20 protein-coding genes are annotated in these 26,545 nt (G+C 41.2%); 19 read left to right on the top strand and 1 reads right to left on the bottom strand.

What is annotated here, in order from left to right; genetic code table 11:
• The first annotated feature begins 117 nt into the window (after nucleotides 1-117).
• The 9 genes from LQ188_RS11565 to LQ188_RS11525 all read left to right on the top strand — a co-directional run bounded on the left by LQ188_RS11565 (nucleotide 118) and on the right by LQ188_RS11525 (nucleotide 10,916).
• Nucleotides 118-996: an arginine deiminase family protein gene (locus LQ188_RS11565; RefSeq protein WP_230177085.1), complete on the top strand. Its 879-nt coding sequence runs from the start codon at nucleotides 118-120 to the stop codon at nucleotides 994-996.
• Nucleotides 993-2,609, top strand: coding sequence for a M20/M25/M40 family metallo-hydrolase (locus LQ188_RS11560; RefSeq protein WP_230176894.1), 1,617 nt, complete (start codon nucleotides 993-995; stop codon nucleotides 2,607-2,609). Before LQ188_RS11565 ends, LQ188_RS11560 begins: the two co-directional genes overlap by 4 nt.
• A gap of 55 nt (nucleotides 2,610-2,664) precedes the next feature.
• A complete protein-coding gene (locus tag LQ188_RS11555) occupies nucleotides 2,665-4,119 on the top strand; it encodes a C4-dicarboxylate ABC transporter permease (protein ID WP_230176893.1) in 1,455 nt (484 codons plus the stop codon).
• 45 nt (nucleotides 4,120-4,164) lie between these two features.
• On the top strand, nucleotides 4,165-5,343 hold the full coding sequence (locus LQ188_RS11550) for an amidohydrolase (RefSeq protein WP_230177083.1): 1,179 nt from the start codon (nucleotides 4,165-4,167) through the stop codon (nucleotides 5,341-5,343).
• A 198-nt stretch (nucleotides 5,344-5,541) separates the two neighbouring features.
• Nucleotides 5,542-6,303 (top strand): arginine deiminase-related protein, encoded by a 762-nt coding sequence (locus LQ188_RS11545; RefSeq protein ID WP_230176892.1) that lies wholly within the window; start codon nucleotides 5,542-5,544, stop codon nucleotides 6,301-6,303.
• Nucleotides 6,304-6,354: 51 nt separating this feature from the next.
• Nucleotides 6,355-7,770 carry an amino acid permease gene (locus LQ188_RS11540; protein WP_230176891.1) on the top strand — a complete coding sequence of 472 codons (1,416 nt, stop codon included), beginning with the start codon at nucleotides 6,355-6,357 and terminating at the stop codon, nucleotides 7,768-7,770.
• A 254-nt stretch (nucleotides 7,771-8,024) separates the two neighbouring features.
• Nucleotides 8,025-8,363, top strand: a complete 339-nt coding sequence (locus LQ188_RS11535; RefSeq protein ID WP_230176890.1) for a VOC family protein — start codon at nucleotides 8,025-8,027, stop codon at nucleotides 8,361-8,363.
• 670 nt (nucleotides 8,364-9,033) lie between these two features.
• Nucleotides 9,034-10,140 carry a YibE/F family protein gene (locus LQ188_RS11530; RefSeq protein ID WP_230177081.1) on the top strand — a complete coding sequence of 369 codons (1,107 nt, stop codon included), beginning with the start codon at nucleotides 9,034-9,036 and terminating at the stop codon, nucleotides 10,138-10,140.
• Nucleotides 10,140-10,916, top strand: coding sequence for a YibE/F family protein (locus LQ188_RS11525; RefSeq protein WP_230176889.1), 777 nt, complete (start codon nucleotides 10,140-10,142; stop codon nucleotides 10,914-10,916). Before LQ188_RS11530 ends, LQ188_RS11525 begins: the two co-directional genes overlap by 1 nt.
• Before the next feature lie 367 nt (nucleotides 10,917-11,283).
• On the opposite strand, the gene LQ188_RS11520 is transcribed toward LQ188_RS11525, so the two are convergent.
• Nucleotides 11,284-13,119, bottom strand: coding sequence for a sigma 54-interacting transcriptional regulator (locus LQ188_RS11520; protein ID WP_230176888.1), 1,836 nt, complete (start codon nucleotides 13,117-13,119; stop codon nucleotides 11,284-11,286).
• 168 nt (nucleotides 13,120-13,287) lie between these two features.
• Between LQ188_RS11520 and LQ188_RS11515 the strand changes: the two genes are divergently transcribed.
• The 10 genes from LQ188_RS11515 (at nucleotide 13,288) to LQ188_RS11470 (ending at nucleotide 26,534) form a co-directional block, all read left to right on the top strand.
• Nucleotides 13,288-13,518 (top strand): hypothetical protein, encoded by a 231-nt coding sequence (locus LQ188_RS11515; RefSeq protein WP_063593935.1) that lies wholly within the window; start codon nucleotides 13,288-13,290, stop codon nucleotides 13,516-13,518.
• An 82-nt stretch (nucleotides 13,519-13,600) separates the two neighbouring features.
• The gene (locus LQ188_RS11510) at nucleotides 13,601-15,013 is read left to right on the top strand and encodes a cytosine permease (RefSeq protein ID WP_230176887.1); all 1,413 of its coding nucleotides are present in this window, start codon (nucleotides 13,601-13,603) and stop codon (nucleotides 15,011-15,013) included.
• 47 nt (nucleotides 15,014-15,060) lie between these two features.
• The gene (locus LQ188_RS11505; RefSeq protein WP_101222305.1) at nucleotides 15,061-16,047 is read left to right on the top strand and encodes a DUF3445 domain-containing protein; all 987 of its coding nucleotides are present in this window, start codon (nucleotides 15,061-15,063) and stop codon (nucleotides 16,045-16,047) included.
• Between the two features lie 16 nt (nucleotides 16,048-16,063).
• On the top strand, nucleotides 16,064-16,582 hold the full coding sequence (locus LQ188_RS11500; protein WP_101222304.1) for a hypothetical protein: 519 nt from the start codon (nucleotides 16,064-16,066) through the stop codon (nucleotides 16,580-16,582).
• 5 nt (nucleotides 16,583-16,587) lie between these two features.
• Nucleotides 16,588-17,553 (top strand): PDR/VanB family oxidoreductase, encoded by a 966-nt coding sequence (locus tag LQ188_RS11495; protein WP_230176886.1) that lies wholly within the window; start codon nucleotides 16,588-16,590, stop codon nucleotides 17,551-17,553.
• Between the two features lie 50 nt (nucleotides 17,554-17,603).
• Nucleotides 17,604-19,097, top strand: a complete 1,494-nt coding sequence (locus LQ188_RS11490; RefSeq protein WP_230176885.1) for an aldehyde dehydrogenase family protein — start codon at nucleotides 17,604-17,606, stop codon at nucleotides 19,095-19,097.
• Between the two features lie 1,705 nt (nucleotides 19,098-20,802).
• Complete coding sequence (locus LQ188_RS11485) at nucleotides 20,803-22,407, top strand: sigma 54-interacting transcriptional regulator (RefSeq protein WP_101222302.1); 1,605 nt, start codon at nucleotides 20,803-20,805, stop codon at nucleotides 22,405-22,407.
• A 133-nt stretch (nucleotides 22,408-22,540) separates the two neighbouring features.
• Nucleotides 22,541-23,692 (top strand): iron-containing alcohol dehydrogenase, encoded by a 1,152-nt coding sequence (locus LQ188_RS11480; RefSeq protein WP_101222301.1) that lies wholly within the window; start codon nucleotides 22,541-22,543, stop codon nucleotides 23,690-23,692.
• A 14-nt stretch (nucleotides 23,693-23,706) separates the two neighbouring features.
• Nucleotides 23,707-25,098, top strand: a complete 1,392-nt coding sequence (locus tag LQ188_RS11475; protein WP_230176884.1) for a DUF3360 domain-containing protein — start codon at nucleotides 23,707-23,709, stop codon at nucleotides 25,096-25,098.
• Nucleotides 25,095-26,534 carry an NAD-dependent succinate-semialdehyde dehydrogenase gene (locus LQ188_RS11470; RefSeq protein ID WP_230176883.1) on the top strand — a complete coding sequence of 480 codons (1,440 nt, stop codon included), beginning with the start codon at nucleotides 25,095-25,097 and terminating at the stop codon, nucleotides 26,532-26,534. Before LQ188_RS11475 ends, LQ188_RS11470 begins: the two co-directional genes overlap by 4 nt.
• Nucleotides 26,535-26,545: the final 11 nt, after the last annotated feature.

Genomic DNA, 26,545 nt, shown 5'->3' with positions numbered 1-26,545 from the left:
AAAACATATTGACATTATACCAAAACTAATTTTATAATAAAAGAAAATATTCCTATTAGCGGAAACGTTTTCCGATATGCGGAAAAGGAGGGGGAGGCAGTGACTTATTGTTCGTCCATGTACAAACCATTGGAACGTGTCATTGTAAAACATCCGAAAGAAGCTTTTATTAGTCAAGAGCATTTAAGCCAAGCATGGCGGAACTTCAACTTTGCGGAAGAGCCAGATTTTAACGAAGCTCTAACCGAGTATGGTGACTTTATTTCCATTTTGGAGAAATATGTTCCAAACATCGATTATTTGCCAGCATCTTCGGTAGTCGGGATTGACTCCTTATATGCGCATGACCCGATCAAATTCACAAGCCAAGGGGCCATTATTTTAAAGTCAGGGAAAGAATTGAGGCAGCCTGAAGCTAATGTATACAAGGAATTTTGCAAGGAAAAGAACATCCCGATTATTGGGTATTTAACGGGTGATGCGGTCGCGGATGGCGGTGATATCATTTGGCTTGATGATAAAACCCTGGTTGTCGGACATGGTTATCGTACAAACGCAGAAGCCATTCGGCAATTAAAGGAAATGACCGCACATCTTGTGGATGATTTCATCGTAGTTCAGCTGCCGCATGATCAAGGAGAGGGAGAGTGTCTCCATCTAATGTCTTTCATCAGCCTTGTCGACCATGATTTAGCCGTAGTTCATTCCCGCCTTATGCCTGTCTTTTTCAGAAAACTGCTTATTGAACGAGGCATTCAGCTTATCGAAGTGCCGGTTGATGAGTACTTGAACTTGGGCTGTAATGTGCTTGCCATCGCTCCGCGGGTTTGCGTTATATCTTCTGGTAACGCTTACACGAAGCAACAGCTTCTTGATGCCGGAGCAACGGTTTATGAATACAAAGGAACTGAAATCAGTTACAAAGGCACTGGCGGTCCAACTTGTTTAACCTGCCCGGTGGTTCGTACAAATATTGATGAAGGGGGATTGAAATGAGTCAATTACTATGGGGTACTCCAGAAACGCTTCGTGCTTTGTTGTGTGAACTTGTTAGCTGGGAAAGCCGTACTCTTACACCAGGGGAGCTAGTGTTCCCTTATAAGGTTCAAGAGAAATTGAGGGAGCTTGAATATTTTAAAAGGAATCCGGCGTACTTATCGCTTCACGAGGCTGATTTAGGGAGAAACTTTGTCAATGCCTTTTATAAACATCCCGATAGCAAGGAGACCGTTGTATTAATCAGCCATTTTGATACGGTTCATACTGAAGAATACGGTGATCTTGAGACTCTTGCATTTCAGCCGGAGGAGCTCACGAAAAAACTTCATGACCGAAAAGATGATCTGCCGGAAGAAGCGCGCATTGATCTTGAATCAGGAAAGTACTTGTTTGGTAGAGGAACAATGGATATGAAAATGGGGCTTGCCCTTCATATGGCTATCATCGAAAAGGCAAGCGTTGAAAAATGGCCGATCAATCTCCTGCTGTTAACCGTTCCTGATGAGGAAGTGAATTCTGCGGGAATGAGGGCTGCAGTTAAAGAACTTGTGTCTTTACGTGATAAATATGACCTTTCCTATAAAATGTTTTTTAATAGTGAACCTTCCTTTTCACAGAAGCCGGGCGATAATAGACATTATATTTATTCCGGAACTTTGGGGAAAATCATGCCGGCTGCCCTTTTTTATGGGAAAGAAACTCATGTGGGTGAGCCATTAAAGGGCATAACGGCTAACTATATAGCCTCATTCCTTACGCAGCTCATGGAGTGGAACACTCTTTTTCAGGAAAGTGATCTTGGCGAGGAAACACCTTTACCAGTATCGCTTCAGCAAAAAGATCTGAAACTACAATATTCAACACAGACACCCTATCGTGCAGCAGCGCTATATAATGTGTTCATTATGAAAAGGACAGCTGCAGAAATAATGGATTTATTCGAGCAGGTTGCAAACGAAGCAGCGATAAAATGCAATGAATCTTATAAAGCTCTTTGTCTGCGAGAACATATTGAAGGTGTAGGTGAAGTACAAGTATTGCGCTACGAAAAGTTACTTTCATATGCCGAGGACAAATTTGGCGGCAGTTTTGTTGAGCAAATAAAAAGTGAAGTTAAAGGAAACATGGATTTGGATGAGCGGGAAAAATCATTTAGGGTCGCAGAAAAATTGATGATACAATGTCAGGAGCTTTCACCCGCCATCGTATTGCTGTTCGCACCGCCATATTATCCAGCCGTCAATACGTCCGATGATCCGCTTATCATGGAATCTGTGAAATTAATGAAGGAAACTGCTAGATTGCTTGATGAAGAAGTCAGCCAAATTCATTATTTTAATGGCATTTGCGATTTAAGCTATGTTCAATATACTGATGAGTCTGATGGCTGGACGGCTTTTGAAAAAAATACACCGGTCTGGGGCGATACTTACAGCATTCCTTTTGCTGATATGCAAAGGCTTCAGGCACCCGTACTTAATGTGGGGCCGTTCGGCAAGGATGCCCACCAGCGTACTGAGCGCCTTCACATCGATAGTGCCTTCGTCCATACGCCCGTTATGCTGGAGAAGTTAATAAAGAGTATGTTTAAGTGTTTGGTTGAGAAGTGATGGTCCGACAGGAAAACTGGATTAGTAGTATAAAACTTTAACTGGGGGTATTTATATGAATGACCTGCCTAATGGTCAAATCACTTCCGAGCCGCTTAATCAGAATAATAAGCCACTTAACCAACTAACGGAGTTACCGGAAAAAGGGATTAATCCCTTTGTCTTAATGTTTATCGTAATTGTAATCGTGACGGTTTTAACCTATATCTTGCCTGCAGGCCAATATGAAAGAATTGAAAAGGATGGCCGAAGTGTAGTCGATCCAACTTCATTTGAATTCATTGAATCAACACCAGTGGGATTATTGGAAATGTTCAGCAGCATTCACGCAGGGATGATTGAAGGAGCATCAATTATCTTATTCGTCTTTTTGTTTGGCGGGGCATTGGGAATCATGCAGGCAACTGGAGCACTGGATTCTTTCATTAAGTTTGTGGCTGTCCGATTCGGAACAAAAGTGAAATTGCTCATTCCGTTGATGGTATTGATCTTCGCTTCATTAGGGACACTGATCGGATCTGCTGAAGATGCATTAGTTTATATCGCAATCATTGTTCCGATGACGATTGCATTAGGCTTTGATGCACTTACGGGTTTTGCGATCGTCATGCTTGGGACATTGGCGACTGGATTCATTTCGGGCATCACGAACCCTTTTAATGTAGGAGTTGCCCAAAGCATTGCAGAACTGCCCATGTATTCGGGAATGGGATTGCGAATCGCTCTTCTTGCAGTGTTTTATGTCGTTACAGTATTGTACATCTATTTCCATGCAATGAAGGTTAAAAGAAACCCTGAACTGGGGGAGTATGGGAAATTCAGGCGTGAAGATCATGCACATTTTGATAAAAACTTTAGGATAAGTAAAAGACATAGCGCCGCTTTAATTATTTTATTGGTGAATTTCATCCTATTAATATACGGAGTTATTAAATTAGGATGGTATATAAGTGAAATTGGCGGCTTGTTTTTATTAAGCGGGATCATTATGGGCATAATTGGAGGCTTAACTCCATCCAAGATGGCTAATGGTTTTATTTCAGGAGCAGGCGATATGGTTTCTGGGGCATTGATAATAGGAGTTGCGCAGACAATCCTGGTCATCATTACAAGTGGCGGATTGTTGGATACCATTTTATATTATGCTGCAGGATTGGTTGAACAACTTCCTCCCGCCATAAATGCAATCGGAATGTTCATTGTCCAATTATTTCTTAACTTCATTGTTCCATCCGGAAGTGGGCAAGCTGCATTGACGATGCCGATCATGGCTCCATTAGCGGATTTAATGGGTGTGACAAGACAAACGGCAGTATTAGCTTTCCAATTAGGGGATGGGATTTCGAATATGATATTTCCGACTTCTGGAGTGCTATTGGCTGGATTGGCAGTGGCAGGCATATCATTTACGAAATGGGTAAAATGGGTGTTTCCATATCTTCTGATTCAGTTTGCGATAGCGATTATCTTTTTGATCATTGCTCAAAGCATACAGTATGGCCCTTTTTAAGGATCTGAAAAATCTGAATATTGGCACTAAAAGGAGGCGTTTATGATGAAGACAATACAGGAGACGGTTGTGGATGAAGTGATTTCATGGAGACGACATTTTCACGAAAATCCGGAGCTCTCATATCAGGAGCACCAGACTTCTGAATTTATCTACAGGAAATTAAAAACCTTTTCAGGATTGGAAGTGACGAGACCAACCGAAACGAGCGTTTTAGCGGTTCTTAAAGGAACTAAAAAATCTTCCCGAAAATCGAATACCATAACTTTTCGTGCAGATATTGATGCTCTCCCGATTGAAGAGGAAGCAGAAATTGAATTCAAATCAAAAAATCCTGGGGTTATGCATGCATGCGGACATGATGCACATGCTGCGATGTTATTAGGTGCTGCTAAAGTCCTCTCCGGAAAAAAAGATGCAATTGATGGAGAAATCAGGTTTATTTTCCAACACGCAGAAGAGGTACTGCCTGGTGGAGCTCAGGAGTTGGTGAAAAAAGGGGTCATGGAAGGAGTGGATTATACCTTTGCACTGCATGTTACTTCTTATGAACGAACAGGAACGATATGTTTAAGGGAAGGGGTATTCTGTGCTGCAGCCGATGATTTTGAAATTAAAATCATTGGTCAGGGCGGTCATGCGTCGACTCCGGAATTAACGGTAGATCCGCTGATCATTGGTGCAGAAATTACGACGAATATTCAACATATCGTTTCCAGAAAAATTTCAGCACTTAGGACACCAGTCATTTCAGTCACTCAGTTCCATTCCGGAAGTGCGCTCAATGTCATACCTGAATATGCGGAAATCGGTGGTACCATTCGTTCCTTGGACTCGGATAGCCGAGTGAAAGCAAGGGAGCATCTTGAGCAAATCGTTAAGGGGATTTCGGAAGCGCATGGGGCAAAATGTGAAATTACTTGGTATTTAGGGTATCCAGCTGTGGTAAATGATAAAGCTGCTGTTGATATTTCAAGAACGGTCATGGAAGGTATTTTTGAAGAGAATAACATCATCAAGGTTGATGATCCCATGTTTGGAACAGAAGATTTTTCGGCTTTTTCCGAAATCGTTCCATCTTCCATGCAGTTTCTAGGCGTCCATAATAATGAGTTTGGAAAAGCTTATCCTTTACACCATCCTAAATTTAAAATCGATGAGAAGGCTTTAGGGTACGGTGTAAGCTATTTTGTAGGAATAGCGGATAAATTGTGCAGTCATTAAAATAATTGAGAAAGCATGGGCTAAGAAGAGGCACCCGTTATAGTTTAAGAGAGGAATTTGGTTGTCTCTTCTCTCTATCATGCCTATATTTTTATAATTCCGCTTCAGGAATAAAAGAAACTCCATTTAAAGTACGGCAGGAGCAAAAAGGTATTCCACATTTTAAAAAGATAAACTACCTATTTAGGAGGAAAATATATGTTTAATCACGCGATTGTAAGAAAGATTGGAAAAAGTTTTGTAAATGGCTTAACAACATCGGATTTAGGAAACCCGGATTATGAAAAAGCGCTTATACAACACGAGGCTTATGTAGAAGCATTAAAACGCTGCGGTGTGAAAGTGACCGTTCTCGAATCGGATGAAAGATACCCTGATTCTACGTTTGTAGAAGATACCGCAGTGTTGACCCCAAAATGTGCACTTGTAACCAATCCTGGTGCAGATAGCCGTAATGGTGAAATTATTGAAATGAAAGAAGTTTTGAAGGACTTTTATGAAACAATCGAATATATTCAATCACCAGGTATGCTAGATGGCGGAGATGTAATGCAAGTTGAAAATCACTTCTATGTCGGCCTTTCAACCAGAACGAATGAAGCAGGTGCTCTGCAGTTCAAAGATATCATGGGTAAGTATGGTTATGATACGACCATCATCCCCCTTAAGGAATTCTTTCATTTAAAAACGGGTGTCAATTACCTGGGAGACAATAATTTATTAGTGGCCGGGGAATTCATTAATCACGAGGCTTTTTCTAGCTTTAATCAAATCATCGTAAAAGAGGAAGAAGAATATTCGGGTAACTGCGTCAGAATGAACGACTGCGTTATTGTCCCGAAAGGGTTTGATGGTACAAAGAAAAAAATTGAAGATTTGGGATACACAGTGATTGAAGTGGAGATGACTGAATTTCAAAAACAAGATGGCGGCCTTAGTTGTCTCTCATTGAGGTTCTAAGATGGTTTGGGAGAAGGCATAGGCTAATAGATAAGATAAGGACGTGATTTTATGGGGTATGGACTGGAGAATAATGATCAGCTGCAACGCTCAATGAAAAGACGCCATTTATTTATGCTTTCACTTGGCGGCGTAATTGGTACAGGCCTTTTTTTAAATGCTGGCTATACAATTAACCAAGCGGGGGCAGGAGGAGCCCTGATCGGTTATCTAGCCGGCGGTCTTATTTTGTATATGGTCATGGTCTGCCTTGGCGAGCTAGCCGTTCATATGCCGGTTACAGGTTCATTCCAAAAATATGCTGCCGAATATATTGGGCCTTCCGCTGGTTTCTCTCTAGGATGGATGTATTTCGTAGGCTCAGCAGCAACTGCAGGAGTTGAGTTTACGGCAGCAGGAATATTGATGAAACAATGGTTCCCCCATAGTCCTACCTGGATTTGGTGTGCTGTGTTCATAGTGCTTTTATTTACATTGAATGCATTAACGACAAGAGGTTTTGCAGAGGCGGAATATTGGTTCGCTGGAATAAAAATCGTTGCAGTGATTTTGTTTATCTTGATTGGAATCGCTGGCATCTTTGGTTTTGTCTCTTTATCTGATCGTCCAACCCCATTCTTTGAGAATTTGGCACCTTCTGGTCTTTTTCCAGCAGGAGGCATTACAATTATCTTTGTAACAATGATGAATGTGATATTTTCTTATCAAGGCTCAGAACTAATAGGAATAGCGGCAGGGGAAAGTGAAAAACCTGAAGAGAACATCCCTAAAGCCATTCGAAACGTACTAGTTAGAATCATTGTTTTTTACATTTCGTCCATTATCATCCTTTCCGCCATATTCCCTTCTTCGGAATTAGGCTTATTGGAAAGCCCTTTTGTAACTTTAATGAAGATAGCGGGGATACCTTATGCAGCAAGTATCATGAATTTCATTATTTTGACAGCCATTCTTTCTGTGGGGAATTCATGTCTGTATGCTTCCACACGTTTGCTTTGGTCGATGGCCCATGATGGAATGGCACCTAAGATGTTTGGTCTATTGTCCAAAAGGAAAGTGCCATTGAATGCCCTTCTTTTTACGATATGCTTTTCGCTCCTATCGTTATTGACCAGCTTCATTGCGGCGGATACTGTGTTCGTGATACTAATGTCCATAGCTGGAATTTCCGTCACGATTTCTTGGATGGGGATTGCTTTATCGCAATATATGTTTAGAAGGAAGTTTATAAAAGCGGGTGGTAAAACGGCAGATTTACAATACATAGTACCATTTTACCCATTTGTCCCGTTATTTTGTTTAGGCTTTTGTTTACTGATTCTAGTATTCCTTGCCTTTGACCCTACTCAACGAGTTGGACTGTTTTATGGAATAGGATTTTTGGTAGCCTGTATATTATTCTATAAATTTAAATTGGCTAAGAAAGTAGAGTCAAACACTAACTTTGAAAATGAAAAAATATTGTAATTGAGTTGATCGAAGGCTAGCCAGTTTTTACTGGTTGGCCTTTTTAAATCTTGTAATTGCGGTAACTTGGATGATTATTTACTGAATCGGAAAGATGATACTGTCATTTTCACTAAAAAGAAGGAATACCTTACAAAATAGGGAGGGAGAAATAACAAGTCCGATTACAAAGTGACTAACAACATCACAACGAGCCAGTGGAAAATTAACTTTTTTACCGAGAGAAAACAATAATACCAAAATTGGGGGAAGTAATGAAGATCAATCATTTAAATTTAACTGTTAATGATGTTACAGCTTCACGTGATTTTTTAGAAACATATTTTGGACTAACATGTGCAGGAAGTCGAGGAGATGGGTTCGCTGCAATGAAAGATGATGATGGCTCCATATTGACTCTAATGAAAGGAAGCGATGTACAATACCCCAAGACATTTCATGTTGGATTCATACAAGAAAATGAAGAACAAGTTAACAGGATCAATAAGCGGTTGAAAGATGATGGATACAAGGTAAAACTCCCACAACACTTACACAGATATACTTTCTACGTAGAAGCGCCCGGAGGATTTAATGTTGAAGTACTATGTTAAATTGGAGTAAAAAACGCAGTTCTGTGAGGTACGGTGAACCGTATTACAAGTTAAGCATTTAACAACTGAAGTATATTCATATTTTCAGCATTAGGTTCATTATAAGAAGCCCAATTCCTCAATTTAAAGGGTGAGAAATTGGGCTTTTAATAATGGTATTTTTCTTAACGTTGTAAATCCGCATTTTCCTGACGATACGCCTAATAGTGACAAGAGAATATTATATATTTAGATATAGACCTCGCTAGAATATTTAATTTGATAATACACAAAGCGGTGGTTTGTAAATATGTAAGGAGAACAAAGGGTAGACAACAAAAGAGTTAAGACAAAACATCTCTGGTAAAATTCTATGTCCATTAATGCGTGAATGGGTATTGAGTCAGCGGATTGTTACTGGTAAGGGTGTCTTCATGATCCGCAATGTGATCTCTGCTTGTTTTTCCTGAGATGTCACCTCAATCTCTTCTTAGCGTTTTATCTGGGGAGACGTTAAGGTGGTAAATCGGACTTTGTTTTCGCAAACCAAATCCATTCATGATAAGATAAATAAATCAAATACTAGTAAGGCGGGGTGGAGTCAGTCAATTCCTGGCTCCTCCCTGCCTTTTTTGCCCACCCGATATTTGGAGGTTTTATTTTGAATGTTATCGTAAATAAATTTAAAAAAATGGGATACAAGCATGTTTCTTTGTACGCCGTCATAGCACTTTGTTTTGTCTTGTCTGTTTTCTTTGTTCATCACAATTATTCATTCTATGAACGCCCAATAGCCAAAGTCATCAAAACAAATCTGGAAAATACAACTGAATTGAATGATATGTATCAAAATGAAGATCGCCTATTTACCCAGAGTATAATAGCCGAATTACAAAATGGAGAAGAAAAAGGAAAACTTATTCATTTAAAGAATGAATATTCCAAATCCGGAGCTTATGATCAAGAATATCGAGTTGGAAATGATTTATTTGTTTCGATTGATACGAAGACAAAAGGAAATTCAGAGTTGACTGGAACCATAAAAGACGTAAAACGGGATAAATTTGTGTTGATAATAGCATGGGTTTTTATCTTTACATTACTTATCGTTGGAAAAAAACAAGGCCTGCTTTCAATTATTAGTTTGGCAGTCAATGCCATATTGTTGTCATATGCATTAGATTTTTATTTGAATACATCAAACATTGGTTTGGTTTTAATATGCAGTATAAGTATCATACTATTTACGGTCTTTTCCCTTTTACTCGTTAATGGTTTTAATGAAAAAACCTATGCAGCGGTTATTGCGACACTGTTAGGGACTTTTTTATCGCTGTTCATTGCTTATCTTGTTATGTGGTTAACTTCCGAAAAGGGCCTTCGATATGAAGAGATGCAATTTATCACTCGTCCTTATAAAATGGTGTTTTTGGCAGGGTTATTTATCGGTTCTTTAGGAGCTGTAATGGATATAGCCATTACCATGTCTTCTTCGATTTTCGGGTTGTATGAAAAGAATAACCACATATCAGTAAAAGCACTTAAAACTTCAGGATTAGAGATTGGAAAAGACATTATGGGGACCATGACAAATATTTTGTTTTTTGCCTATATAAGTGGTTCCATTCCTATGATTATTTTGTATTTGAAAAATAATTCTGCATTGGGATTTACCCTTTCCATGAACCTAACATTGGAATTGGCCCGTGCTCTTGCAGGTGGTATCGGAATCGTGTTAACTATCCCGATCGGTCTATATGTCTCTATTTTTTTCATTAATCGAAAGAGGGAAAGATAATGAATGTATTAGTGTTGCTAGCGTTTATACTATTTATATTAATGATCTTGATTGGCGGAAAAAAAGGGGCACGTTCATTTTTTGCTTTGTTCCTAAACTTTGGTGTGTTACTTTTCACCATCATTTTTATGACTAATCCATATATTGATCCGTATATCGTAACATTGATTGCATGTACGGTGATTAGTTATATTAATTTATTTTTCATTAACGAAGTGAACAGTACAACAAAAACAGCATTCATTTCTACTATTATCACGATTGTTATTGTACTCTTTTTTATTGTCATTGTGACGGAAAATGCGATGATACAAGGTTTCGGTGAAGAAGAAATAGAAGAGCTTAGCATCTTTTCCCTTTATATTGGGGTGGATTTTGTTAAAATTGGAGCTTCAGTAATTATTATGAGTACTATTGGCGCGATTATCGATACAGCCATGGCCATTGCATCTCCCATGCGAGAAATGTATCATCACCATCCATCCATTAGCAAGAAGGAATTATTCACATTTGGATTGAGTATTGGGCGGGATATTTTAGGGACATCTACGAATACACTATTTTTTGCTTTCTTTGGAGGCTATTTGGCATTGCTTATATGGTTTAAAGATTTATCCTATTCTGTTGGAGAAATCGTAAACTCAAAAATATTCAGTGCTGAAATGATCACTATATTTTGTGCTGGAACAGGTGTAGCCCTGATAATTCCTATTACTGCCTTGATTACTGCTTATTTTTTGGTGAAAAATAGAGAAAATAAAGAGAAAGTTATATAAGTTTCATGGCAATAAGGCTTATGAGCACTCATTTGTATAATAGGAATAAGTCATTGGGTTGTTCCATTAAATCATTGAATGAGTATCCATATGCTCTGCCAAATCCTCTTAACAGTTTATATTTAGTGGAAGAACAACATATAAAATTGCCTATATAGGTGTGGTCAATTTGGGAAAACCAGTTAGACCGAAAAATGGGTGGCATTACTGCCATTTTAATTCCTCCATAACGTTCATGATGTATATGGTAATAATGAAAAAGCTGACTGCAGAAGCCCGTTCTAGACGGCTCCTGTAATCAGCTTTTCTTTTTTTACCCTAGTATTCAGTTGGTCTAATAGACTCACCGCATGACTGCATTCCGAAATCAAACATGTATATTGAGTTGCTTACGGAGACGCTGCATTTCCGAATTGAAATAGGCTTTGCTGTAATCACATCCGATAATACCTACGATAGTGCCATCATCATCAATGATTGGCGCAAAGCTTGTTTTCCACTCACCGTACCTGTCTTCGTATATGGGAGTAACACCCGCTTTACCATTAAACGCCTGGTAAGCGACATTAACCATTTCCGGGGGACCCATATATTCTTCCCCCGGTTCAATTACAAAGCCCTTGTCGGCAACGAGGTGAATCAGACGTCCATCATCCGTCATGATAAATATAAAGACCCATTCAATTACGCCTTCCTTTTCTTGAATCATGGTAAGTTTTTGTTTTAATTTCTGGGAATAGGAATTTTGCCGGTTCATATTTTTTTGTAGACTGATTACCTCCTCAGCTGGAATGATAGCTGCGGTTACAACGGCTATGGATCGAAGCCGCTGGTTTATTTGTTCTTCTAAAATGGCCCGTTTATCCACTGGTGAAAAGCTTGCCTCTTCGATTTTATTACGTAATTTTTTATATTTCCTGCTCATCGTCGGCTGGCTGACTTCCAATACCTTTGCCGCTAGTTTTAATGATTTGTATTGTTCCATCGCCATATTGATCAGCTGTTCCTCCACAAGGTCGACTGCTTCCTGCAAAGGCATTAGAAAATCGATGACAGGTAGTGAAGTGGGTTTGTTGGGTCCTTTAAAAGGAAGCACCTCTCTAACCAACGCAACATCCACTTCCGGTATTCCGCTAGTAATCACAAGCCTTTCAACTGTATTTTCAAGCTCGCGCACGTTGCCGGGCCATTGATAGATACATAGCAAGTCGATTGCATCCGGTGTGAAAGCTACCTTTCGATTGTATAGTGTATTGTACTTTTGTAAAAAAAACTGAACCAGGTGAGGGATTTCATCTACACGATTCCTAAGCGGCGGAAGATGGATAGGCACGACATGAAGACGATAATATAAGTCTTCTCGGAATTCTCCTTTTTTTACCATTTTTTCGAGTGATTTATTAGTTGCGGCAATCACCTGAATGTCAACAGGGTGTGAGGCCGTGCTCCCAATTGGCGTGACAATGCGCTCCTGAAGGACGCGAAGCAGTTTTACCTGAACATTAAGCGGTAATTCGCCCACTTCATCCAAGAATAAGATACCTTTATGGGCAAGTGTGAATTTTCCCTTGGCGCCGTCTTTCCGAGCGCTGGTAAAAGCCCCTTCTACATATCCGAACAGTTCGCTTTCAATCAGGTTTTCCGGGATGGCGCCGCAATTGACAGGTATAAATGGCCCGTCACTTCTATTACCCATATTATGTATGGCCCTGGCTGCTATTTCCTTTCCTACACCGGATTCCCCCAATAATAGGACGGTTGCGCTGACATCACAAACCATTTGCATTTTATGCAGAACATCAAGCATCGGTTTACTGCGGATCACAAATGGAAAAGATGGCTTCTTCGATTCCAATAAAGGCCACGATTCCCCCCTTGATGTATCTGGATAAGAATCTTTGAGTTCTTTGTAAGCCCATACCCATGCCCCGGATTCAATCGGGTATGCCGTCATCAGAAGCTCTGGACCCTGCCATGTAGACTGCATGAAGGATCTTTTTTCATTTTTGCCCATTATCTCTTCTGCAAAGTTTGTAGCAAATAAATCTTGTTCAACATCCTTGATGGAACCACCGATATTGGCGGATTTGATTGTATGGAATAAGGTATTCCCTGTTCCGGTCGATTTCAGTATTGTGCCATTTTTATCTGTCACAATAAGCTGATCGTAAATAGACAAGAGTGCAGAGGTGAAGTGATCCATTTATGTCTACCTGCCTTTCATTTAACTTCCTAGTTTTATATTACAGAAATTTCACAATTGTTCAATAGTTTCAAAAATGAATATTCCTCCTTTTGAAAACCCTGTTAGCATAGTGTTTTCTGATTGGCATGGTTATTGCAATAAAGTAAAGAGAAGGGACCAGAAAGCATGATTGCAAAGGAGGGAGAAGCGATTTTGAATAAAGAGAATCAGTTTCAACAGAATATCAATTCAGAAGATCCCTTTATTAAAAATCTATATTCAGATTTGAATGAGCGGATCAATGCGTATGAGCAGGAAGAAGCCGTGAAAATCGACAAAATGAAATGGAGTGATGCGGCAGGTTCAATTTTTTTCATGATTTTAATCATCGCTTACCTAATCTATTCACTTGTCTAATGTAGTTGTTTCGATTACCCAGAACTATATCAGCCTTATTCCAAGTAATACAATCACTATTCTATAGTTGGGAGAGAAGCGTGTGAGCAAAGAGAATTCCTCCATTTCAAAGGATGTGGCCTTTGGGTTCTTACCGGCAAGTAAAAATGACCGGATTTTTAACCTTCGGGATTTAATTTTAGTTCAAGTTGTTATTGGCCTCTCATCTTTTGGGCTGTTAACTGGTGGATACACAGGTACAATGCTTGACGCGAAGCAGTCACTTGCAGCGATTTTATTCGGTAATGCCTTCCCTATGCTGTTGATAGTTCCCATTACCCTTTATTTTGCGCGTTATGGCATAGACACTTTTGTAGGGTTTAGAAGTTCACTTGGGTATTTAGGATCGAATATCTTTTTCTTTGTTTTTCTTATTTTAACTCTCGGCTATATTTCCATCGCGCTTTTTATGTCCGGCCAGGCGTTAGCAGAGGCGGCTAATTGGATGGGCATGCCCGCGATTTTCTCAAGCCAAGCAACGGGAGCGCCGTTTTTCTCGATTTTGCTTTTCGTCTGTGCATTCCTTGTAACGGTGAGGGGACCGGTAGCGATTCAAAAATATACCGCAGTAGCCGTTCCAGTTTTTATGGTTCTCATGTTTGGCCTGCTCGCAATAGTCTTGTTTGGACAGGGGTTCACGGAAGTGGCTCATATACTTCCTTCTGAGCCATTTGAAACGAGTTCTCGTTCATTCGCGACAGCCCTGGAGTTAAACATCGGTCTCGGCTTTTCATGGCTTCCGTACCTTGGCCAATACAGCCGTTTATCTAAAACAGAAGGAGGAGCATTTAAAGCGGGATTTTACAGCTATGGAATCATCGTCTGTATCGCCGCATTAGTTGGGGCACTTGCTGCATTAGTCACTGGTTCTCTTAATCCTTCTGACTGGATGTTTTCCATCGCAGGAAGTTGGGGCGGCTTCATTGGCTTGATTTTACTTTCGGTAGGGAATGTCGGTGCAGCCATATTCCTTATGTACTCACAAGCTGTCAGCTTTAAAACTGTATTCCCGAAAAAGTCATGGATGATTGCGATGGGTACAACCGTACCGACTATATTCTTACTTCTAAGCTCAACGTTCTACGATGCCTTTGGTTCATTCATTGCTGTCATCTCTTTTATAATGGCTGTTCTCGGCGGGATTGTCGTTGCAGATTACTTCTTTGTAAAGCGCCAACGCATTTCAATAAGGGATTTGTATGACACGCAAGGCTCTTATACCTATTGGAAAGGCATTAACCCTTCGGCCGTTCTCACGGTGGTTATCGGAACGACCGTTTACTGGGCACTCTATAATCCATTGACTTTTGAAGCAAGTGGCTTTTTCCTTTATACAGCTGCCGGAATTCCAACATACTTTGTCGCTTTAGTCACCTACTATGTTTCATCTAAATACATTTTCCGTTATGAAGTTGACATGGAGCGTCCATCCGTGGAATTAAAGGAAGCTAAATAGAAAAAAACTCACTTTAAAGAATCTAGGGAACGAGAGGAGATTGTTTAATGTTTACACAAAGTTTAGATTTCAAAACAACAGATTTAGATACATTCCCATTTCCATTCACTTCAGGTAACTATCGTTATTCAAACGACTTGAAAAAACTCTCAAACGTTAACTGTATTGAAGTTACACCAGAATACAAACTCCAAGTGGAAACGAAGCGTCGTCTCCTTCAAGAACAGCCGCATATAAGGTTTCAATCTTTTTCACACACAATGGAAATGCAATGGGAAGTATTGGAAATGCTGATTGACATGGCAGCTGATCGCTACCCGGAGCATTTCGAGGTCATTAAAGATGGTGACAACTGGACTTTCAAGAACCACATATTCGGGGAATCCGATTCATTCGTATATGGCGATGCCAGCACGCTTCCAAATGAGCCGCTTGATTATATAGGCCGCCATTTCCATAATGATTTTGTTTTAATGGTTCATCGCGATAGTAATTTCTACTTGGAAGTGGGGCAAGTTTCATACGCTGCACTCTTCTCGGCTAACTGGAATAAAGGCATGTCCTTTGATGAGATCCATGCACCTGTTCCATTCGTATCACGGAAAGGTGATGAACTCGCAGATCGCGTTCGTAAGTTTTTATTATCCATCGAGCCAGGAAAGCCATGGACACGCATTAACTGGAACCTGATGGCGGACCGTTGGGATGTCAACTATGAAACGATGGATGTATGGGGACCGCAGCGCTCTGAAATAACACCGGAAAATGCAGGTAAACTTGTTCGTTTGCGCGTTGAAGAACAAAAATTTTATCGCATGCCACGAAGCAACGCCATTCTATTCGTATTGAATACTCAGTTCCTGCCGCTGGAGGATTTGACAATGCGCCAGGAGTGGTTTGATCTGACATATAGCGTACTGCAGGATATTCCGGAACCTATGGCTGAATACAAAGGAATTGCCCCGTTTCTTTCGCAATCGGTCGAATATTTGAGGAGTATTGATGAAAAACAAAAAAGCGAAGATAAACAATAAGTAGGAGGATAGGGCCTTGTACAATAGTCCAGTATTGTTTGATAAATCCATTACGATCGTAAATAAATTTACTCCTCGGAATGAACGAAGAAAGTTTGTCGTCATTTCTGATCAAGCCGGATATGAAAAGGCGAAAAGTTTCACTTCTGAAATCGCAGGAACAGTGCCTGTTGAATGTCTTTCCATTAATGGAATGGAAGATAAAGAGGAGATTAAGAGAGTCATCTTGTCACAAAAGATGGGCACCCAATTTTATATTGCGGCAGCTTGGAACAATGCCGTAATGATCTTCTCGCTCGGGGTGGAAGCTGGTCTATCTGAAGCTGAGATCCAGACGGTGATTATCGGCCCTAAACGGCGGTATGTATATTGCATGAAATGTTTCGAAGTGTCGGAAATCGCAGAAGAAGCCGAAATTGCAGAATGTGACCATTGCAAAGCCAGTCTTGAAATAGGACCATTTTATTCAATCGTACGGGAAGGTTATATTGGTTACCCATTCATCCCAATCGGAAAAGAAGAAGTAGGGAGCTGATCATCATGCGGGTAGTAGGAAATATTCAAATGAAAGTAAACAAGATCATTCAAGAAACTCCATTCGTAAAACAGTTCGAATTGATTCCAGTTGATGGAAAACCATTGCCTGCTTTTACTGGCGGTTCGCATTTGACCACTTTCATGCCGGTAGGGGATACGATAATCGAGCGAGAATATTCCCTTATCAGCAACCCAAGGGACCGTAAAAAATATGCTATTTCCATTCGGCGTGATGAGGCGTCACGCGGAGGTTCCGCTTTCTGGCATGATCATGTAACAATAGATTCCAGGTTGGAAGTCAGCTTCCCTAAAAACAACTTCCCTCTCAGCTTTCGAGCTAAGCATCATGCATTTTATGCAGCTGGAATCGGCATCACTCCATTTCTGGCAATGATGGAAGATATGGCTGCCGAAGGACAAACCTTCGAACTTCATTATGCAGCACGCACACCGGAATTATGTGCTTTTTATGATCTGTTGAAAGCCAAATATCCTGATCAATGCACCTTTTATTTTTCGCAGGCAGAAGATAAACGCAGAATGATGCCTGAGACGATGATGGATCATCGCATTGGCACGCATGTATATTTTTGCGGACCAATCGAGATGGTACAAGAGTACCGAAAAGCTGCCAGTTCATATGGTTATCCGGAACATGCGATTCATTTTGAATTATTTGCGACAAAACATGACGGGCCGAAAGAACCTTTCATTGTCGACCTTACAGACAGCGATCGGTCCATCCGTGTTCATGAAGGTGAAACACTGCTTGATGCGCTTTTAAGGGAAGGCATTGATGCACCTTATTCTTGTAAAGTGGGCGGGTGCGGAAGTTGTGAGGTGGATGTTGCAGAAGGTGAAGTGGATCACCGTGATTTCTTCCTTAGCGAAGAAAACCGCCAAACACGCAACTCAATCCTGACATGCTGCTCACGTGCGAAGGACGACAGACTTGTTATAAAACTTTAACGGTTCCTTAAAGATAAAACTAAAAAATAATGAAAACGGAGGAATGAAACATGACAATTTTAGAAACGGCAGTTTTAGAGCTTAAAAATTACATCGACGGTAAGTGGCAGACCTCATCTTCAAATGAAGTAATCCCGGTAATCAACCCTGCAACACAGGAAGTCATTGCAAGGGCTCCGCGTGCCACCAAGGAAGATACTGAAAAGGCAATCTCAGTTGCAAAGGCAGCTTTTGAAAGTGGAATCTGGTCAGGCCTAACAGCACAGGAGCGTGCTTCCTACCTATATAAAATCGCTGATAAAATAGATGAACGTGCTGAAGAGTTAACGATTCTCGAAACAATGGACAATGGGAAACTCAAAGCAGAGGCAGGTTTCGATATTGCCGATGCCGCCGCGTGTTTCCGTTACTATGCTGGTTTGGTGCTTCATCCAGAAGGGGAAACTTATCAAGTTCCCGCTCCAGTACAAGCGATGGTTGTTCGTGAGCCAGTAGGTGTAGCCGGTTTGATTGTACCTTGGAATTTTCCTCTTCTAATGAGTGTCTGGAAAATCGCACCGGCCCTTGCGGCAGGTAACACCATTGTATATAAACCGGCTGAAGTGACACCTGTTACAGCAATGAAATTATTTGAAATACTGGAGGAAGTAGGCATCCCTAAAGGTGTTGCTAATATGGTGATGGGCCGCGGCACTGTTGTCGGTCAAACCATTGCAGAAAGCAAGGATGTTGACATTGTTTCATTTACAGGAAGTACGGATGTTGGCCGAACAATCATGAGGGCGGCCGCGGGCAACTTAAAGAAAATTTCACTTGAGCTTGGCGGTAAATCACCTAATATCGTTTTTGCAGATGCAGATTTAGAGACGGCCGTCGATTACGGATTATTCGGCATCTTTTTCGGTGCCGGTCAAGTATGTTCATCAGGCAGCCGCATCCTGGTTGAGGAAAGTATTTATGATGAATATGTGAAACGCTATGTGGAACGCGCAAATAAAATCAAAGTAGGATCTGGCCTTGCGGAGGACAGCAACATGGGGGCAATTGTCAGCGAAGCGCAAATGAATAGCATTTTGAACTATATTGAAATCGGCAAACAGGAAGGTGCGACACTTGCAGCAGGCGGTTACCGTCTTGTTGATGAAGACCTTGACAAAGGATACTTCATTGCACCGACTGTATTCACCGATGTAACACCTGACATGCGCATCGTACAAGAGGAGATCTTCGGTCCGGTCGTTGTCATTCAAAAGTTTAAAGATGAAGAAGAAGCTATTAAACTTGCAAATGATACAGACTACGGCCTTGCAGGCGGCGTCTTCACTAACGATGGGGCAAAAGGATTGCGAGTGATCAAGAAGGTACGGGCAGGCATCACATGGGTTAATGATTATCATCCAACATATGTCGAAGCGCCATGGGGCGGTTACAAACAGAGCGGGATTGGACGCAGTTTAGGAAAATACGGCTTGGATGAATACCAGGAAATTAAACAAATCAACATTAATCTCGATGTAAAACCGGTCGGCTGGTTTCCAAATTAAGCATCTGATTAGAAAGGAAGCAAATTACTATCTTTAATCAAATCAAAAAACCTAATCCAAATAAGTATTAAGTTTCATTTTGGCGACAAAATGGGGTTAGGAGTCCGATTAGAGAGAATGTTTTTTTACTGTAATCCTCATTGGATTGAAGAGATTTGCGACACTCCTGCCTAATTACTGGCTAGTCATGACCCTATAGGCGCTTGCTTTTATGAGGCTTGGCAGACAAGTCGGCGGAAAGGGAGCGGATTTCCCGAAAGGGTTATGTGTAATGATTTCCACTCCAGGCACTCGCTTTCCGCGGGCGGTCCGGGAGCCTCCTCGGCTGTTCGCCTGCGGGGTCTCCCTTGGCCACGCTTTTCCCGCAGGAGTCTCGTACCTTACGTTCCAATCAACCGGAACTACTTTTTAAGAAATATTGTAGGGAAACTGGCTCTTCTTCTCCAATTCGTTTACAGTCTGGCGGTTTCATCAATTTTTTGGAAAAAGGAGTTTCGAGTTGCACTCGCCCCGAACCAAGATTTTAAAATTAAACTTGAGTATCTTTCATGTTTTTTACTAGTTTATACGGATGAAACCCTCACTGGATTGAAGAGATTTGCGACACTCCTGCCTAATTACTGGCTAGTCATGACCCTATAGGCGCTTGCTTTTATGAGGCTTGGCAGACAAGTCGGCGGAAAGGGAGCGGATTTCCCGAAAGGGTTATGTGTAATGATTTCCACTCCAGGCACTCGCTTTCGGCGGGCGGTCCGGGAGCCTCCTCGGCTGTTCGCCTGCGGGGTCTCCCTTGGCCACGCTTTTCCCGCAGGAGTCTCGTACCTTACGTTCCAATCAACCGGAACTACTTTTTAAGAAATATTGTAGGGAAACTGGCTCTTCCTCTCCAATTCGTTTACAGTCTGGCGGTTTCATCAATTTTTTGGAAAAAGGAGTTTCGAATTGCACTCGCCCCGAACCAAGATTTTAAAATTAAACTTGAGTATCTTTCATGTTTTTTACTAGTTTATACGGATGAAACCCTCACTGGATTGAAGAGATTTGCGACACTCCTGCAGAAATACTGTCTGCCGAGACCCCACAGGCGCTTGCTTTGATGAGGCTTGGCAGACAGTCGGCGGAAAGGGGGCGGATCTCTTAAATCAGCTGCAACTTTTTTCAATAAAAAAACTGCAGGCAAACTGAGTTTTCATCGAGTTTGTCTACAGTCTGAAACCTAATCCAAATACGGATTAGGTTTTTTCAAACTGCAGAGAAGCTTTTTAAAGCACTTAACAAAAATTGCTCTTAAGCTTCAACTGAGAATTAAAAAATCTCAAGGAATGAGCCATTTCGCAGGCATTTTTATTATACAACAAAAGGACAAGATTTCCTGTTATGAGTGAAAATGGATTTGAGCATAAAAAACACCATTGATATGATAAAAGTAACATACAAATGCTATTTATCGTTTTAAACAGAAATAGGATATTGAGATTGAAACGTTTTTACCGGTGTAGCATTTATTCTTGGTGTCGTTGATTGTCGTACATAGTATCATTAAAAAGAAATGGACATTACATAATGCTCACACAATATAAGTTAATAAGTTTATTGCCTTCTTTAATTTGAAAAGACTAGGAAGCCGCCAGAACTTTCAAAAAGTCTTCAATCAAGGAGGAAGTGCTCTATCAAATATTAAAGACCGGTCAGGGAGTGGATATTGATGACTAAGTTTTATTCGGATATGACAGTGGAGGAAGCGATATCATGTTTCCCGATAGGAAGCACTGAAGTGGAAGTTTTGGATGATTCAGAGGATTTCATCGGATTTTTGACTATAGAGGCGTTATCTGCAGCAGTGCAGCAGAGTGATTTGACGAAGCCAATTTCTCATTTCATTACCGTTAATGCACCGCTGCAAAATTTACGGAATTACTCAATTCCCTATGAACAATTTCAAGCATTCTTCGAGAGTGATTTATGCAAGGTTGTATTTAATGCCCTGTATGATGGGGTGTATATCACGGATGGTGATGGAACGACATTATTTATCAATCAAGCGTATCAGCGTATTACTGGAATAAGAGAAGAGGAAATCATCGGAAAACCAATGAGTTATTTAATTGAGCAAGGCATGATATCCGTCTCTGCTTCATTGGACTCCATTCGAACGAAGAATCAAGTTACTTTGACACAAAGAATTCGAAATGGAAGAAAGATCATCGTATCGGCCACACCTATTCTATCGCCACAGAATGAAGTCATATTTGTCATTAATAGTGTTAGGGATATTACTGAATTAATCCGGATGAAGTATACGATTGACAGCCAAAAGTTATCTTTCCAACCTATTTCTCAATTATTGCCTGGCTCGGAACAGGTGAATTTACAGGAAATAATCATTGGTCCCTCTACAACTCCTTTATTCAAATTGGCTGATAAAGTAGCTAAAACGGATGCGAAGATCTTGTTACAGGGGGAAACGGGAGTAGGGAAGAGTTTAATCGCCAAATACATACATGCCAAAAGCTCCAGGAAGGAAAAAATTTTCCTTGAATTAAATTGCGGAGCCATCCCAGCGAACTTGGTGGAATCTGAACTTTTTGGATATGAACCCGGGGCATTTACCGGATCCCTTAAGAATGGGAAAATGGGGATTTTTGAGAAAGTGAATGGTGGCACGTTATTTTTGGATGAAATAGGGGATTTACCTTTAGAGCTACAGGTAAAACTTTTGAAAGTGGTAGAGGAAAACAAGTTTATGAGAGTTGGTTCTACCGAAATGAAAGAAGTGGATGTCAGGTTAATTACAGCCACCCATCGCGATCTGGCCTCCCTCGTGCAAGAAGGATCTTTCCGTGAAGATCTTTATTACCGGCTTAATATCGTTTCCTTTGAAGTCCCGCCTTTACGCCAGCGAAAGGAAGAAACGATCCCGCTTTTAGAAATGTATTTGAAAAAATTCAATGAAAAATATGATGAAAAGAAAAAGATGACACCGGAATGCTATGAATGGCTGACGAACTATTCGTGGCCTGGCAATATACGTGAGCTTGCGAGTCTTGCAGAGCGGCTGGTCGTCACGACATATGATGATACGATTGATTTGCCTAATTTACCATCTTTCATCCAGCCGGTCTTATCAAAAAAAACGACAACACATTCTTTGAAGGAAGCCGTTTCCGAGCTGGAGCGTTCCCTGATCCTGAATGCGATGAAGAAGTATGGGACTACAAGGGCCGCTGCCATCTCTTTGGATATCAGTCAAAGCGCTTTGGTGCAAAAAATGAAAAAATTTCACATGCGATTAGAAAACGAATCGAATTAGTTTATTTGATTTGTTTTCCACTCATTATTTATACTGTTACCCATGAAAAAAAGGTTATCCCCCTTATGAATTAAGCGTTTTCAAACTTTGGCATGATTCCTGCATTAGTAAATACATGAAAGGGGAGATAACCATGAATATTTCTATTTTTTCTATGGCTAACAAATTGGTGACAGGAGCAGATTCTTTACAGCAGCTGACTGATGAGGTTACGCGATTAGGGATGAAGAATCCGTTGATAGTTACAGATAAAGTTTTAGTGGGTGCTGGGGTTGTACAAAGGGTTGAGGATTTACTTTCTGCAGAATGTGGTATTTTTTCGGATGTGAATCCAGAACCGGAAATTGAAATCGTTGAGCAATGTGTACGGTCAATCAAGGATGGAAAACATGATGGACTGATTGCGGTAGGCGGTGGAAGTGCGATGGATATTGCGAAAGCCTCTTCCGTCATGGCTACGAATTCAGGCAGCATCGAGACATATTTCGGTACTAACTTGATTGAAGTCCCAGGTCTACCTTTAATAGCCATACCGACGACGGCAGGAACCGGGTCAGAAGTGACGAATATTTCGATTTTATCGGACAAGAAAGAACAGGTTAAGAAGGGAATTGTAAGTCCGTATCTTTTACCGGATGTAGCGATTGTATCGCCCGTCATGACGCTGACTTGCCCGCCAAGTGTGACTGCTGCGAGTGGAGTGGATGCACTTGTTCATGCGGTCGAGGCTTATATTTCCAAATTTGCTTCGCCCGTTACGGATGCTTTGGCAATTGGGGCCATGAAGTTAATCGCAAAAAATTTACCAAAGGCTTATGCTGCGCCAGATAATCTGGAAGCACGGGAAGCGATGATCACTGGAAGCCTAATGGCAGGATTAGCTTTTGGAAATGCTGGTGTTGGAGCTGTTCATGCTTTAGCTTATCCTCTTGGAGGCCGCTTCCATTTATCACATGGAGTCAGCAATTCATTATTACTGCCATTTGTGATGAAGTGGAATAAAATTGCATGTTTGGAAAGGTTCCGCGAGATTGCTGAAGCACTTGGAGAGAAAGTCAATCATTTAAATGATGATGAGGCAGCGGATAAGGCTATAGAAGCGATGACCAGAATATGCCGTTATGTTGATATACCAGAGTCACTAAGTGAATTTGACATTCCTGAATCGGCTTTAAGTGAAATGGCTGCCGAGGCCATCAAACAAGTCCGTTTACTTCGCAATAATCCCCGTGCATTAAACGTCCGGGATATCGAAAAAATTTACCGTTCAGCCTATGGCTTTTAAGTGGAGGAAACAACATGAAATGGAAAAACCGTCGCTATGGAGAAGAGACATCGTATATACCTGCGGGACCTTTTAAAATTAGACTGCCATTTGTCCATTATCGTTTTGAGTGGCCTGACTATGTTCAAGGCTTATTGATGTGTGCAGTTGATCTTGGAGCGATTACACTGCTTGCAGACCATCTTGGTATGCCTTTTGATGTGGCTCTAGCCGTCGTTGTCTTGAATGGATTATTATACTTGGCGCATCATTTACTCGGGGACCCTGTTATACCAGGTTGGATTACACCTGCGGTTCCATTGCTTGTATTGTTCGTCGGGCAATTTCCCGAAGGACCTGATCGGGTCTATGCTCTCGTTGCATTTCAACTAACATTAGGTATTTTATCAATATTGCTAGGAATGACCGGACTTGCCAGTAAGGTCGTGCGATTAGTGCCGAATGCAATCAAATCAGGCATCATTTTAGGAGCGGGTATTGGTGCTGTCGTTTCCATTTTTGAAGTGGGTGGAAAGTTTGATTTATTTCCTTATACAATAAGCATTTGTATCGGCTTTGCCTTTTATCTGCTTTTTTCGAAAAGTTTTGGAAAATTGAAAATGCGAAACAAAGTTTGGATATTCATAGGCAATTTAGGGATATTGCCAGCAATCTTACTTGCTGTCTTTGTAGCCCCCATTTTTGGAGAAGCAAAATGGCCTGATATCCAATGGGGATTCAGCAGTCCGGATTTTGCTACGCTTTGGTCAGACTATACTGTTTTTGGTTTAGGTTTTCCCGCCTTGACTTTCTTTTTAAGTGCGATTCCAGCTGTTTTCGCTACTTATTTAGTCGTATTCGGGGATGTGCTCAAAACGAAAGCGCTGCTTTCTGAATCCGATGAGGTCAGGGAAGATGAAAAAGTGGACTATAATCCAAACAGAGCCCATTTAATTTTTGGTGGCCGAAATGTGATCATGAGTTTTATAGGACCCGATATAACAATGTGCGGTCCGTTGTGGGCAGCCATGCAGGTCGTGGTTGTGGAGCGATTCAAGAATGGCAAGAAAGCCATGAATTCTTTCTTCGGCGGTGCCGGCTCGTTCCGTTGGGGTACGAATACAGGGTTATTCTTATTGCCGGTAGTAAGCCTGGTGGAACCAATTCTCGGTGTGGCCTTGGCCTTGACGCTTTTGGTTCAAGGATATGTTAGCGTACGCGTAGGCGTCATGCAGGCAAAGAGCCAACGCGACCTGGGAATTGCAGGAGTCGTAGCTGCCATCCTTGTTATAAAAGGTGCTGGAATGGCGTTTGCAGCAGGAATTTTATTATGTGCCCTTTTATATGGCAAGGACTTTTTCAAAGGTGAAAATGATAAGACATTTACAGATCATGAAGAAGAAGAAGAGGAGATTAAAGCAGGATGAAAAAAGTAGCGGAAAAATGGCCAATTTATATAAACGGCGAATCTATTCATACAGAAAGTCATTTTGTAGTGGAAAACCCAGCAACGTTGGAGCCAGTGGGCTATGTTCCGGACGCTAACGAAAAAGAGGCAAAGGCTGCAGTGGATGCAGCTCAGGCTGCTTTTCATACTTGGTCGAAAACAAGTGCATACCATAGGGCGGAATTACTTGAGAAGTGGTACACGGTCATTGAGAACAGGCTGGATGAACTCGCAACGATCATGACATTGGAGCAAGGAAAGCCATTGGCAGAGGCAAAAGGTGAAATGAAATATGCTTCAAGTTTCGTGAAATGGTACGCTGAAGAAGCAAAGCGCAACTACGGGGAAATCATACCAGCCTCCGTTGCATCAAAGCGTATTTTAGTGCAAAAGCAGGCAGTCGGTGTCGTTGCTGCCATTACCCCGTGGAATTTTCCTGCTGCCATGATCACGAGGAAAGTGGCGCCAGCCCTTGCCGCAGGATGTACCGTGGTCATCAAACCAGCGGAACAAACACCTTTGACCGCTTTGCTATTAGTTGAAAGTGCCCATGAAGCAGGCATTCCGGCAGGCGTGATGAATATTGTAACTACACAGAAACCGGGAGATGTATCAGACGTGTGGATGAATGATTCACGTGTTAAAAAGATCACATTTACCGGCTCCACTCCTGTAGGGAAACATCTAATGAAAAAAGCCGCAGAAACAGTAAAAAAAGTCTCGCTTGAACTCGGTGGATTGGCTCCGTTCATCATTGCTGAGGATGCGAATATCGAAGAAGCTGTAAATGGTTTGATTCAATCAAAATTCCGGAATGCTGGACAAACATGTATTTGTGCGAATCGAATTTTCGTCCATGAAACAATCGAACAGCCGTTTTTACAAGCTTTTGAAGAAGCCGTTTTAACTTTGAAGGTTGGAAATGGAATGGAAGGAAACGATCTTGGTCCATTGATAGATGGGGCCGCAGTAAAAAAAGTTCAGCTTCAATTAGAGGATGCTGCAAGTAAGGGGGCTATCATCCATAACACCTCAAAAGTCGATGAAAAACAAGGCCATTTTATCGCACCAGCCATACTTTCCGATGTAACGGATGATATGCTGTGCATGCAGGAAGAAACGTTTGGGCCAATTGCGCCAGTCAGTACATTCAAAACCGATCAAGAAGCGATAGATCGAGCCAATAATACGAATTTTGGCTTGGCAGCTTATGTGTATACCGAGTCATTAAATAAGGCAGTTGCCTATTCGGATGCTCTTGAATATGGGATTGTCGGTATTAATGACAGTGCCCCATCCACTGCCCAAGCACCATTTGGAGGAATGAAGGAAAGTGGTTTAGGCAGGGAAGGGGGACACTATGGCATGGATGAATATTTAGAAGTGAAGTATGTATCCATGCAGCTTGGCCAGTAAAATAAAACAGA

This window comes from Peribacillus sp. Bi134, assembly GCF_918698065.1.
Classification (GTDB): Bacteria; Bacillota; Bacilli; order Bacillales; family DSM-1321; genus Peribacillus.
Note: the sequence above shows the minus strand (reverse complement) of the source record. Positions and strands in the feature narration are given on the sequence as shown.

Excerpts from the sequence above, each read along its gene's own strand:
- LQ188_RS11565 (WP_230177085.1), top strand. The coding sequence starts at position 118 with ATGTACAAACCATTGGAACGTGTCATTGTAAAACATCCGAAAGAAGCT.
- LQ188_RS11560 (WP_230176894.1), top strand. The coding sequence starts at position 993 with ATGAGTCAATTACTATGGGGTACTCCAGAAACGCTTCGTGCTTTGTTG.
- LQ188_RS11555 (WP_230176893.1), top strand. The coding sequence starts at position 2,665 with ATGAATGACCTGCCTAATGGTCAAATCACTTCCGAGCCGCTTAATCAG.
- LQ188_RS11550 (WP_230177083.1), top strand. The coding sequence starts at position 4,165 with ATGAAGACAATACAGGAGACGGTTGTGGATGAAGTGATTTCATGGAGA.
- LQ188_RS11545 (WP_230176892.1), top strand. The coding sequence starts at position 5,542 with ATGTTTAATCACGCGATTGTAAGAAAGATTGGAAAAAGTTTTGTAAAT.
- LQ188_RS11540 (WP_230176891.1), top strand. The coding sequence starts at position 6,355 with ATGGGGTATGGACTGGAGAATAATGATCAGCTGCAACGCTCAATGAAA.
- LQ188_RS11535 (WP_230176890.1), top strand. The coding sequence starts at position 8,025 with ATGAAGATCAATCATTTAAATTTAACTGTTAATGATGTTACAGCTTCA.
- LQ188_RS11530 (WP_230177081.1), top strand. The coding sequence starts at position 9,034 with ATGGGATACAAGCATGTTTCTTTGTACGCCGTCATAGCACTTTGTTTT.
- LQ188_RS11525 (WP_230176889.1), top strand. The coding sequence starts at position 10,140 with ATGAATGTATTAGTGTTGCTAGCGTTTATACTATTTATATTAATGATC.
- LQ188_RS11520 (WP_230176888.1), bottom strand. The coding sequence starts at position 13,119 with ATGGATCACTTCACCTCTGCACTCTTGTCTATTTACGATCAGCTTATT.
- LQ188_RS11515 (WP_063593935.1), top strand. The coding sequence starts at position 13,288 with ATGATTGCAAAGGAGGGAGAAGCGATTTTGAATAAAGAGAATCAGTTT.
- LQ188_RS11505 (WP_101222305.1), top strand. The coding sequence starts at position 15,061 with ATGTTTACACAAAGTTTAGATTTCAAAACAACAGATTTAGATACATTC.
- LQ188_RS11495 (WP_230176886.1), top strand. The coding sequence starts at position 16,588 with ATGCGGGTAGTAGGAAATATTCAAATGAAAGTAAACAAGATCATTCAA.
- LQ188_RS11490 (WP_230176885.1), top strand. The coding sequence starts at position 17,604 with ATGACAATTTTAGAAACGGCAGTTTTAGAGCTTAAAAATTACATCGAC.
- LQ188_RS11485 (WP_101222302.1), top strand. The coding sequence starts at position 20,803 with ATGACTAAGTTTTATTCGGATATGACAGTGGAGGAAGCGATATCATGT.
- LQ188_RS11480 (WP_101222301.1), top strand. The coding sequence starts at position 22,541 with ATGAATATTTCTATTTTTTCTATGGCTAACAAATTGGTGACAGGAGCA.
- LQ188_RS11475 (WP_230176884.1), top strand. The coding sequence starts at position 23,707 with ATGAAATGGAAAAACCGTCGCTATGGAGAAGAGACATCGTATATACCT.
- LQ188_RS11470 (WP_230176883.1), top strand. The coding sequence starts at position 25,095 with ATGAAAAAAGTAGCGGAAAAATGGCCAATTTATATAAACGGCGAATCT.